Annotated in this window: 11 protein-coding genes; 1 reads left to right on the top strand and 10 read right to left on the bottom strand. The window is 62.1% G+C overall.

Translation table 11 applies throughout. The features are described 5' to 3' along the window. The 4 genes from prs to B2994_RS03180 all read right to left on the bottom strand — a co-directional run. The coding region (gene prs, locus B2994_RS03195) for a ribose-phosphate diphosphokinase (protein ID WP_291526955.1) at window positions 1-633 on the bottom strand (633 nt) is incomplete at its 3' end. A gap of 97 nt (window positions 634-730) precedes the next feature. Then, window positions 731-1,396 carry a nicotinate-nucleotide adenylyltransferase gene (gene nadD / locus B2994_RS03190; RefSeq protein WP_291526944.1) on the bottom strand — a complete coding sequence of 222 codons (666 nt, stop codon included), beginning with the start codon at window positions 1,394-1,396 and terminating at the stop codon, window positions 731-733. A gap of 17 nt (window positions 1,397-1,413) precedes the next feature. Further along, a complete protein-coding gene (locus tag B2994_RS03185) occupies window positions 1,414-1,968 on the bottom strand; it encodes a phosphoribosylglycinamide synthetase (protein WP_414630631.1) in 555 nt (184 codons plus the stop codon). Continuing rightward, on the bottom strand, window positions 1,932-3,236 hold the full coding sequence (locus tag B2994_RS03180; RefSeq protein ID WP_291526942.1) for a glutamate-5-semialdehyde dehydrogenase: 1,305 nt from the start codon (window positions 3,234-3,236) through the stop codon (window positions 1,932-1,934). Before B2994_RS03180 ends, B2994_RS03185 begins: the two co-directional genes overlap by 37 nt. 222 nt (window positions 3,237-3,458) lie before the next feature. Between B2994_RS03180 and B2994_RS03175 the strand changes: the two genes are divergently transcribed. Further along, window positions 3,459-4,319, top strand: coding sequence for a formate/nitrite transporter family protein (locus B2994_RS03175; protein ID WP_291526941.1), 861 nt, complete (start codon window positions 3,459-3,461; stop codon window positions 4,317-4,319). A 172-nt stretch (window positions 4,320-4,491) separates the two neighbouring features. On the opposite strand, the gene thrC is transcribed toward B2994_RS03175, so the two are convergent. From thrC to B2994_RS03145, 6 genes are all read right to left on the bottom strand, one after another. Further along, window positions 4,492-5,982: a threonine synthase gene (gene thrC, locus B2994_RS03170; protein WP_291526940.1), complete on the bottom strand. Its 1,491-nt coding sequence runs from the start codon at window positions 5,980-5,982 to the stop codon at window positions 4,492-4,494. A gap of 204 nt (window positions 5,983-6,186) precedes the next feature. Next, window positions 6,187-7,575, bottom strand: a complete 1,389-nt coding sequence (gene tig / locus B2994_RS03165; protein ID WP_291526939.1) for a trigger factor — start codon at window positions 7,573-7,575, stop codon at window positions 6,187-6,189. 52 nt (window positions 7,576-7,627) lie between these two features. Next, the gene (locus B2994_RS03160) at window positions 7,628-8,917 is read right to left on the bottom strand and encodes an HRDC domain-containing protein (protein ID WP_291526938.1); all 1,290 of its coding nucleotides are present in this window, start codon (window positions 8,915-8,917) and stop codon (window positions 7,628-7,630) included. Window positions 8,918-9,036: 119 nt separating this feature from the next. Next, the gene (locus tag B2994_RS03155; RefSeq protein ID WP_291526937.1) at window positions 9,037-9,642 is read right to left on the bottom strand and encodes a DUF3000 family protein; all 606 of its coding nucleotides are present in this window, start codon (window positions 9,640-9,642) and stop codon (window positions 9,037-9,039) included. 104 nt (window positions 9,643-9,746) lie between these two features. Beyond that, window positions 9,747-10,628 carry a pyruvate formate-lyase-activating protein gene (gene pflA, locus B2994_RS03150; protein WP_291526936.1) on the bottom strand — a complete coding sequence of 294 codons (882 nt, stop codon included), beginning with the start codon at window positions 10,626-10,628 and terminating at the stop codon, window positions 9,747-9,749. A gap of 279 nt (window positions 10,629-10,907) precedes the next feature. After that, window positions 10,908-11,182, bottom strand: a 275-nt coding sequence (locus tag B2994_RS03145; protein WP_291526935.1) for a glycine radical domain-containing protein, incomplete at its 5' end; no start/stop codon positions are given.

Genomic DNA, 11,182 nt, shown 5'->3' with positions numbered 1-11,182 from the left:
GGTGATGTCACGGGTCTTGTGCACGAAGGCGAGGGGGCCGCCGCCGAGACGCTGGGCCCACTGCTCGGCCACGCGAATACGTCCCGCGTCAGGCGACACCACGGCGACATTGTCCAGATTGCCCTGGAAGCGGTCACGGATGTAATCGACCAGCACCGGCATGGCGATGAGATGGTCCACCGGCCCGTCGAAGAAGCCCTGCGACTGCGCGGCGTGCAGATCCACCGACATGATGCGGTCGGCGCCAGCGGTAGCCAGCAGATCAAACACCAGGCGGCAGGAGATGGGCTCACGGCCGCGATGCTTCTTATCCTGGCGGGAGTACCCGAGCAACGGGCACACGGCGGTGATGGAACGGGCGGAGGCGCGCTTCAGCGCGTCGATCATGATGATCTGCTCCATAATCGCCTTGTTCACCGGAGTGGCGTGGGTCTGGAGCACGAACACGTCGGCGCCGCGAACGGATTCGGTATAGCGCACATACATCTCGCCATTGGCGAAGTCATACGAAGTGGTCTCCAACACGTCGATGCCGAGCTGGGACGCCACCTCCGCGGCGAGTTTAGGGTGAGACCGTCCGGTCACAAGAATGAGGTTCTTATCAGGCTTGCCTTCGAGGATCGTTCCCACTATTGTCTCCCAGTGCTTATCCCAGAGTTGACGTGCGACCAGTGTAATCACGACCGGCGACGGAGGGAGAAGCCCAGGTGTCGCAGGCGCGGAAGCCGCCCTATCGGTACAGCCCGTGCTTGCCGATATACTGCACCACGCCGTCCGGCACCAGATACCACACGGGTTCGCCGGCCCGGCTGCGACGGCGCACATCGGTTGACGAGATCGCCAGCGCCGGTATCTCCAGCATGTCGACTTTGCCCTTGGGCAGGTCGTCGATATGCAGGCCTTTCAGGTTCGACGAGTATCCGGGCCGCGTGACCGCCACGAAATGCGCGAGATCCCACATTTTGTCCGCATCCTTCCACCGCATGATTTCGGCGACCGCGTCCGCGCCGGTGATGAAGAACAGTTCGGCATCCGGCCGCAAAGCGCGAATGTCACGCAGCGTATCGACGGTATATGTGACGCCGGGACGGTCGATGTCGACGCGCGAAACCGTGAACTTGGGATTCGAGGCCGTGGCGATCACCGTCATCAGATAGCGGTCCTCGGCATTGGTCACCTGCTTATCGAGCTTGAACACCGGGCGACCGGTGGGGACGAAAATCACCTCGTCAAGGTCGTACACCCACGCCACCTCGGACGCGGCCACCAAATGCCCGTTGTGAATCGGGTCGAAGGTGCCGCCCATAATGCCGATGCGCGGCACCGCATGACGGTTGCCACGGGCCGACGGGCGTTTGACGGACTCCTCGGCGTTCAGCGCCGACAGATCGGACATACGTCGCTCCTGAACGCTCACGCCCTGTCCTCCGACTCGGTTTCCCGCTCCATCTGCTCGGCGGTCGGATTGTCCTGCTGCGGATCGATCGCGTTCATCTCCTCGTCCCATTCGTCCTGCACCACACGGCGAATCTCGGCGAAGGTGGGCAGGGGGAAATCGGGCTGGAAGTTGCGGCGCACCTCGGCGACCCGCTCGGTAATGCGGATCAGCGTGTCGGTCATGCCGTCCACGTCGCCTTCGCGCTCCATCTCCCGGAAGCGTTCGACGTACTGCTCCATCAGCGTCATCTGCTGACGGAGATTCCGCACCTGCTCCTCGTCAAGGGTCGCCACTTCGGGCGAATCGACGTCGGGCCATCCGATCAGCACGGCGTCGGCGTATTCCAGACTGGCCCGTTGCTCGGCCGAGGCGATGCCGTCCTCGATCTGGACCAGGAACACGTAACGCACCATGCTCAGCCGCTCGGCGGCGATTTTCAGTCCCGTCTTTTGGTCGTGAACATCAATCTCAAGCGACTTCATCACGTCGTCGTTCATGCGCGCACCTGCCCCGTTCCGTATCCGATCCATTGAGTCGTGGTCAGCTCCTCCAAGCCCATGGGCCCGCGGGCGTGCAGCTTCTGCGTGGAGATGCCGAGCTCGGCGCCCAGGCCGAACATGCCGCCGTCGGTGAAACGCGTGGATGCGTTCACCATCACCACGGCGGAGTCGATGCGCCGGGTGAATTGCTCGACCGCCGAATAATCCTCGGCGATGATGGCCTCGGTGTGTCCGGTGGAATGGGCGTTGATGTGGTCGATGGCCTCGTCAAGCGAATCGACGATGTGAACGCCCATCTTCAGGGCCAGATATTCGGTGTCCCAATCCTCGACGGTGGCATGCAGCAATCCGCCCTCACCGGTCGGCATGCCGTCGAGAATGGCGTAGGCGTCGTCATCGGCATGCAACTCGACGTTCCTGGCATAGAGCGCAGTGGCGATCACGGGCAGGAATTCGTTCGCGACGTCACGATGCACCAGCAGTTTCTCAGCCGCATTGCATACACCCACGCGCTGTGTTTTGGCATTGAGGATAATCGGCACGGCCTTGCCGAGGTCTCCGCTGCGGTCCACGTAGATATGCACGTTGCCGGCACCGGTTTCGATGACCGGAACCTTCGAATTGCGCACCACCGCCTGGATGAGACCGGCGCCGCCACGCGGCACCAGCACGTCGATATGGCCTCGCGCCTCCATCATGGAGGTGGCGCCGGCACGTCCGTACGGATCCACGGTGGAGATCAGCGTCCTGGCGAACCCGTGGCGCTCCACCACGTCGCCGATCACGGCAAGCGTCGCCGCATTCGTGCGCTCGGCGGCGTGCCCGCCGCGCAGCAGGACGGCGTTGCCGGATTTCAGGCAAAGCGAAGCCACGTCAACGGTCACATTGGGACGGGCCTCGTAGATCATGCCGACCACGCCGATGGGCACACGCACCTGATTGAGCCGCATGCCGTTGGGCAGTTTCCTTCCCCGTACCATTTCGCCCACGGGATCCGGCAGGGCCGCCACGTCACGCACTCCCCTGGCCGTGGAGGCGATGCGTTCGACACCGAATTGCAGGCGGTCGAGCTTGCCCTGGTCCATGCCCGCCTCGAAGGCATCACGCATGTCCAGTTCGTTGGCGGCGGCGATCCGGTCCGCCTGGCCCACCAAGGCGTCGGCAATGTCGACCAGCAATTCATTCTTGGCCTCGCTGGTGGCCTGGGCCAACGCCGACTGGGCCTTCGCCGCCGCGTCGGCCATGTCGCAGACCTCGCGGAGAACCCGCTGGCCAGGCGCATCGGTTGTTTCGCTCATCGCAGCCCCCTTTTTGTATGACGTGTTTTCAACGATGATAGTCGTACCCACCGCATATCAACGACATTGTCCATTCCAAAGACGCCGTTGCGCGCTACAGTATCCAAGGAACCAGCAGCGGCGTCTGCGACCGGCACAATGGAGCGGCCGTCGATGGCCGTTGGGCGGATTCGAGAAGGATCTCGCGTTCGTCTATTCAAGAGATGAAAGGGCCCACCTACCATGTCACAACCGTCAGTCAACGCGCTCACCCCGTCGCAGGTCGAGGAGGCGGTCGACGCCGCCGCCGAAAACAAAGTCCATACGCCGACACCGAGACTTCTGGTCTCCGCCATGTTCGCCGGCGCGTTCATTGGATTTGGCGCGCTGTTCTTCATCGTGATCACCTCGGATTCAGCACTGTCGTTCGCCGCCGCAAAACTCCTGGGAGGACTTGCCTTCTGTCTCGGACTGGTGCTGGTGCTGTGCTGCGGCTCCGAGCTGTTCACCGGCAATTCGCTGATGATTTCCGGCGTGGCAGAGCACCGCATCGCAATTGCACAGATGCTGAAGAACTGGGCGATCGTATGGGTCGGTAACCTGTTCGGCGCACTGATCGCCGTGGCGCTGGTCTCCGCCGCCGGCATTCTGGATCTTAACTCCGCGGCGGCGGGCACCACCGCCATCTCGGTGGCCGCCGCCAAGATCTCCCCCGGCTGGCTCACGCTGTTCTTCCGGGGCGTTCTGTGCAACATCTTCGTCTGCCTGGCCGTGCGCATCGGCTTCGCCGCCCGTTCCGTGGCCGATAAGGTCCTGGGCATTCTGCTGCCGATCACCGCCTTCGTCGCCTGCGGGTTCGAACACTGCGTGGCCAACATGTTCTTCCTGCCGATGGGTCTGGTCGCCAAGCTCTCCGGATATGCGCCATCCGCTGCCGTCAATCCCGATGTGGTGTCCGTAACCGGCATCCTCTACAACATTTCCGCCGCCACTCTCGGCAATATCTTCGGTGGCGCCGTGTTCGTGGGGCTCGCCTACTGGTTCGTGCAAGGTCATCACAGAGATCCGGGAGTCCCGTCATCCGCGAAGGCCGGGAACGCCTGAACAGAAATCGACCGGTTTCGCTAAGGGGCATATATGACCGATCAACGAAACCAATCCGCATAATCGAACTTCCATTGGCAGAGGGCCGCGAATCGTATGACTCGCGGCCCTCTGCCACGTCGAATTCACGAGGTCGCGCCGATTACCCAGCGCAACCCGCAGCCCCCTATGGTCAGAGCGACCGGGCGGCGGAGGCGACGAAATCCTCCATATCGTCAATCTCAACCACCTTGTCAAAACGAACGTCGGCGGTCTCAAGGCCACGCAGCGCGGCGGGAGCGATTGTCCCGGTCTGGCGGGACAGCTCGTCCATGCAGGCGAAGTCGGAGCCGGTGGCGTCAAAGCCGAGGGCCTCGTTCACCACACGCGGGAACTTATAGGGGCTGGCTGTGCTCAACAGCACGCGCGGAGTGAGCGGATCGGCGGGCATCTGCTGCATGACGTAGTAGCCACAGGCCGTGTGCGGATCGATGACGTAGTGGTTCTTCTTCCAGCAATCGGCGATCGCCCCGCGCACCTGATCCTCATCGGCCCAGCCACTGCCGAAGACGTGGCGGATCTTGGCCAGCAGCTCCTCGGGCACCTCGTAGCAGCCATAGTCCTTGAGATCGTTCATCAGCATGGCGATCAGACGGGTGTCCTTCTCGGCGAAGTAGTACAGCATGCGCTCGAGGTTCGACGAGATGAGGATGTCCATCGAGGGGCTGATCGTCTGGAAAAACGGTCGGTTGCGGTTGTAGGAGCCCGTGGTCAGGAAGTCGAAGAGCACGTTGTTCTTGTCGGATGCGACCACCAGATGCTTCACGGGCAGACCGAGCATCTTGGCGTAATACCCGGCGAGAATGTCGCCGAAGTTGCCGGTGGGAACCACGAATTCCACCTCATCGCCCGTATTGATGACCTGCTGCTGCAGCAACTGGGCGTAGGCGGAGAAGTAGTAGACAACCTGCGGCACCAGACGTCCCACGTTGATCGAATTCGCGGAGGACAGCACCACATGGGAATCGGCGGCCAGCTTGTCCGACAGGGCCTTGTCGCCGAAAATGCGCTTGACGGCCGACTGGGCGTCGTCGAAATTGCCCTTGACGGCGGCAACCCGCACATTGGCACCGACCTGGGTGGTCATCTGCAGTTCCTGAACCTGGCTGACCTTGCCTTCGGGATAAAAGACGGTGATGCCCGTGCCCGCGGCGTCGGCGAAACCGGCCAGCGCGGCCTTGCCGGTGTCGCCGGACGTAGCCGTCAGAATCATGATCTTTTCGTCGGCGACGGAACCGGCGGAACCGGTCCGGGCCATGAATCGCGGCAGGATCTGCAGGGCCACGTCCTTGAATGCCGAGGTGGGGCCATTGAACAGCTCAAGCACGAAATCATCCCCCAACGGCTTGAGCGGGGTGATGGCGGGATCGGACCACTGGTCGCCATAGGCTTCCCTGATGCAGGCGGCGAGTTCCTCCTCGCCGTAATCGGGCAGCAGCACGGACAGCACGTCATAGGCGATTTGCTGGTAGCTTTTGGCGGCGATGTTGGCCAGATCAACCTTGCGCTCGCCCAGTGAGTCGGACACGAACAGGCCGCCATCATCGGCGATGCCTTTGCGGATTGCCTGCTTGGAGGTCAACGAATCGGTGGTGGAACGGGTGGAGTGGAACGTAGTCGTCACAGCGTCAATCCTTTTATCCGAGCGGTTGCGAACGCACCCCAGTGTACCCCGCACCGTGGGCAGCGTTCCAGCGCCGACGCAGCGAAGCCTGCGGCAGGAACGCAAATGGGGGTTCGAAATCCCATATGGAATCCCAAACCCCCACCAAGCGAAGATCACCGAAGGCGTCATGCCCTCAACGGATCAAGACGTCCCGGCTCCGGCTCATTCGGCGTCGTCGGCCTTGTCATCGTCCTTCTTGGCGATTTCATCGGCCACGGCGGCGGCGGCGGAAGCGGCCTCGACGGACTGATCCTCTTCATTCTCCTCAACCTCGCCAAGATACTTGGACAGATCGAGCACGTCGCCGTTCGGGTTCTTGAAGGTAACGGCCTTCATGCCGGCGACCATGCCCTTGGAGCGGCCGACTTCCTGCACGGCGGAGCCGATCTGGCCGTTCTTGATGATCGCGTTGATGAACGCGTTCGGCTCCATGCCGTACTGCTGGGCGATGGAGGCGAGGAACTGGAAGACCTCGTTCTGGGAGACGGTGACGTCCATCTGCTCGGACAGCACGTCGAGCACGATCTGGTCCTTGAGCTCCTTCTCAACGGTTTCCTCGGCCTGGGCCTTCTGCTCCTTGGTGGCCTTCTCCGGATCGGGGGTCATGCCCTTGAGCTGCTGCTCGACGGCTTCCTTCTTCACGCCCTTCGGCACCGGAATCTCCAGGCCCTCCTGCAGCTTGGCGATGAAGGCGTCGCGCGCGTCGGTGGCCTGACGGGCCTCGAGATCGGCCTCGCACTGCTTGCGGATATCGGCCTTGAGCTCATCCAAGGTGTCGAACTCGGAGGCTTCCTGGGCGAAGTCATCGTCGAGTTCCGGAAGCTCCTCGGTCTTCACGGAGTTGACCTTCACCTTGACCTGGGCCTTTTCGCCCTCGTGGTCGCCACCCTGCAGGGTGGATTCGAAGGTGGTCTCCTCACCGGCGGACAGGCCTTCCAAGGCCTCGTCGATACCGTCAAGCATGGTGCCGGAACCGAGCTCGTAGCTCACGCCCTCCTGGGAGTCCACGGATTCGCCGTCGATCTGCGCATCAAGGTCGATATTGGCGAAATCGCCCTTGGCGGCCGGACGATCGACGCCCACCAGGGTGCCGAAACGCTGGCGGAGGTTTTCAAGACGCTTCGCCACGTCGTCGTCGCTCACCTCGGGCTGGGCGACCTCGACGACCATGCCGTCAAGCTTCGGCAGCTCGATGTCGGGACGACGCTCGACGGTGGCCACGAACTTCAGCTTGGTGTCGTCCTTGGCGGACTGGGGCACGTCCTGCACATCCAGCTCGGGCTGGGCCATCGGGTGGATCTTCTTCTCCTCGAGGGCCTTGGAATACAGTTCCGGGACGGCGGCGTTCACAGCCTCGCCGGCCACGGCACCGAAGCCGAAGCGCTGGTCGATGATCTTGCCGGGCACATGACCCTTACGGAAACCGGGGACGTTGACCTGCTTGGCGATCTCCTTGCGGGCGGTGTCGAGGTACGGGTTAAACTCTTCGGGATCGACAGTGACGGTGAGCTTCACCTTGGTCGGCTCGAGGTTACGAACGCTGATTTTCACGCTTACGCTCCAATATTCTTGAAACCATACAGTTCTGCCATTAAGGCAACCTCTACATGATAGCGCGGGTCACGGATTTTGCCAGCAGATTCACCTGCCAGCGACGCGCGCCCTGCTCGGCGAGGAACTCGGCCACATCGCGTTGCCCGGGATTGTCCGTCCAGCACAAGTTGCGGATAATCTGCGGTTTGATGATCACGTCGGCCGGGGTGCGCGTGTCTTCGGCGATCTGGTTGACCACCGCACGCGCCTGCTGCAGCGTGCGGTACCGTTCCGGATGCTTCTCCTGCCAGTAGCGCATGGATCGCGGTGCGTTCCCCTCGTCGCCGGGGTGCCCCGCCGTGCGGACGGGCAGCTCGGATTCCTTCAGGGCCAGGGCGCGGGCGATCGCGTCCTTCCAGACGCTCGGCTTGACCGAACGCTGGATCGGCGCATACCGTTCGAACATTTTGTCGCGATCGTCGCCCATATGGATGCGTACGCGCTCGTTCAGGGAGCGCACGGCACGGAATTCCCTTGCGTTATGAGGCTTCTTCACCGCGGCTTCGATAATGGACGAGTCAGCGAGCAGCAGACTTGGCGCAATATCGTGCGCCCTCGCTATCTCGTCGCGGCGAATCCACAGCTCCCGGGCGACGGCCAGGCCCCTGGCGTCCTTTCCCAGCACATTGATGCGCGAAATGTGCCGCCACGGCTGTTCGGGCGTTTCCCGGGGCCGCATGCCTTTGCCGAGCAGAAAGGCGAATTCCTCGGCGGCCCACCCGTCTTTGCCGCTGGCCTTGAGATCCCGCCTCATGGCCGTCTCCAGCTCGATCAGCAATTCGACGTCCAGCGCCGCATAGTTGCGCCAGTCTCTAGGCAATGGACGGTATGACCAATCAGCCGCCGAATGCTCTTTGGCGAGCGTCAATCCGAGATAGTGCTCGGTGACGGCGGCCAGCCCGAATCGGTGCAGTCCCAGCATCCGAGCGGCGATTTCCGTGTCGAACAGGGCTTTCGGCTTCATCCCGAGATCGGCGAATCCGGGAAGGTCCTGCAGCGAGTCATGGATGATCCATGTGGCGTCCCCTACCGCCATGTTGAAGCTGAGCCAGTCTCCGCCCTCCCTGGACAGGGCCACCGGATCGACCAGCGCAATACCGGCGCCTTCGCGTTTGAACTGCACCAGCCAGTCCTCATGGCCATACCGGAATCCGGAAGCCCGTTCGGCGTCCGCAGCCACCGATCCGCCTGCCCGTGCGAATCGTTGGACCATGCGTCTGAATCCGTCAAGCGTATCGATGACTTCGGGAACACCCCCTCGTGGTTCGGCGAGCAAGCGCGGTTCATGTTCCGGCTTCACAGGGATGACTCCTTTTCGTAAATCACGGGGAAGTCGGCATGCCGTCCAGACTTCCGCCAGTACCTCATATGGCTACGTGCCGCATCTCGCAAATACGGTCATCTGCGATTCCGGCCCGGTCAGGATGCACGCATGTCGAGCATGGCCCGTCCCCAGGCATTGATCTGCCGACCCGCGTCGACATCCCGGTCCCCCATGGTGGCAGGGGTCCATGACACGCGCATTTCGCAGCTCACCGATTCCCCCTCAAGCGTGCCGAACGACGTGTTGCGCGTCATCGTTATCGTGCCGCCGATATCATCCGGACGGACGCCAATGCCCACCAAGGTCTCATGCACGTCGTCCCATGTCATATGCGTGGTGAGGGCATCAATTTCACCGGCGTCCATCGGCATGGATGCGAAGGCAACGCAACGCCAATGGCCATGCCATTCACGTCGGGGCTCGCAGTCGAACAGCACCATCACCCAGCCGGAGGACTCATGCCTGTCGCATGACAGTTCCACGCCTATGCCATAATCGCACAGTGCCGTCGGCACGGGGATCTCCCGATACCGAACCCCTGCGAGACGAGGCATGGCGCGAACCGTTTCGACTGCACGCCACACCGTTTCAGGCACCTTGCCGGATCGCGCCGGCGAGGTGCAGTCCACCGCCCGCGTCACATCCGCAATCCCCGAGCCTCGAATCCCTGAGGCTCGGGGAAACTGATAGATGTCAGCCATACTTCAAGGCTAGATTCCTCCAGCCTGAAATCGCCGTATTGACACCGTCGGTTTCATGGATTCCTTCAGATGAGCCCGCCGCTCAGTACACGCTCAGTACACGGTCAGTACACCGTCAGGCCATAATCCTTGAACTGGTTGGACACGCGTTCGCGCAGTTTGGCCGAGGGTCCCTTCTGATTCTCCAGCGAATACGGGATGCGCAGCTCATGCCACTTCGGGCGGCCGAGCTGGTGGAAGCCCAAGACGTCCACATGCTCGAGGGCGTCACCGAACGACGCGCAGATCTTCGCCACCTGGTCGACATTCTCCTCGGAATCGGTCAAGCCGGGAACCAGCACGAATCGCACCCAGATCTTCTTGCCTGCCTTGGCCAGTCGATGGCCGAATTCGATGGTCGGCGCCAGCGTGCCACCAGTGACCTTCTGATAGGTCTCCTCGTTGCCGGATTTGACGTCAAGCAGGCACAGGTCGATGTCCTCGATCATCTCGTCCGTGTAATTGGCGTTCAGGAAGCCCGAGGTGTCGAGGCAGGTGTGCACGCCCATCTCCCTGGCCGCATGGAACACGCGGGAGACGAACGCGGGCTGCATCATGGATTCGCCGCCGGAGAAGGTGATGCCGCCATTGGTGGCTTTGAACAGATCCTTATATCGGTCGACTTTCTTGATCATCGCGTCCAGATACACAGGCTGGCCGTCGCGCATCTTCCAGGTATCGGGATTCTGGCAGTACTGGCAGCGCAACGGGCATCCGGACATGAACACCGTCATGCGCGTGCCCGGACCATCGACCGAAGTGTTGATGTCCCAGGAATGGACGAAACCGATGTCGCCGGTTCTCAGGGCCGCGATGCGATCCCTTCGGTCAAGTCCGATCGGCGACTCGAAGCCCGAGAGACCGCCCATGAGGGTCTGGCTGGCGTATTCCTTCGATTCCTTCAGCATGTGCCGTGTGGTGGTGCGGAACTGAGTGGTGGCAGACATCCTCGTCCTCCTGCATTCATGTGTCGTTATGTCAATACCTGCAGTTCATTGTATTGCCCTTTTCCCGCCGCAGCCGGTGGCACGCCGTTATGGCGATGTGGCCTTGCTCACGATGTGGCGCAGGTCACGCGCGACACTTCCCTTTCCCCGCTTCTCACGCATGCCGAGACACCGGGCACACAGACGACGAATGGGGCAGACCCCTAAGGATCCGCCCCATCGTTTGCGTCTTACCTCATCCGAGCCTTACCTCGGAGAGCCGGTCACAGGCTGAGTGAATCAGTCGGTGACGGCACCCTGGTGGAAGGTACGGGAGATCACGTCGAGCTGCTGCTCCTTGGTGAGCTTCACAAAGTTCACAGCGTAGCCGGAGACGCGCACGGTCAGGTGCGGGTACTTTTCGGGATGCTCGACGGCGTCCTCCATGGTCTCCTTGCGCAGAACGTTGATGTTCGCGTGGTAGAGGCCGTGGCCGTTGCCGGCGTCCAGGATGCCGACCAGGTTGCCGATGCGCTCTTCCTCGTCGCGGCCAAGGCCGTCAGGGGTGATGGTGT

This window comes from Bifidobacterium sp. UBA744 (assembly GCA_002298605.1).
GTDB lineage: Bacteria > Actinomycetota > Actinomycetes > Actinomycetales > Bifidobacteriaceae > Bifidobacterium.
Note: the sequence above shows the minus strand (reverse complement) of the source record. Positions and strands in the feature narration are given on the sequence as shown.

Bases quoted from the DNA above. Each gene is read 5' to 3' on its own strand.
- B2994_RS03155 (WP_291526937.1), bottom strand. From the start codon at position 9,642: ATGGCTGACATCTATCAGTTTCCCCGAGCCTCAGGGATTCGAGGCTCG.
- B2994_RS03185 (WP_414630631.1), bottom strand. From the start codon at position 1,968: ATGGATCGGATACGGAACGGGGCAGGTGCGCGCATGAACGACGACGTG.
- pflA (WP_291526936.1), bottom strand. From the start codon at position 10,628: ATGTCTGCCACCACTCAGTTCCGCACCACCACACGGCACATGCTGAAG.
- B2994_RS03180 (WP_291526942.1), bottom strand. From the start codon at position 3,236: ATGAGCGAAACAACCGATGCGCCTGGCCAGCGGGTTCTCCGCGAGGTC.
- nadD (WP_291526944.1), bottom strand. From the start codon at position 1,396: ATGTCCGATCTGTCGGCGCTGAACGCCGAGGAGTCCGTCAAACGCCCG.
- B2994_RS03175 (WP_291526941.1), top strand. From the start codon at position 3,459: ATGTCACAACCGTCAGTCAACGCGCTCACCCCGTCGCAGGTCGAGGAG.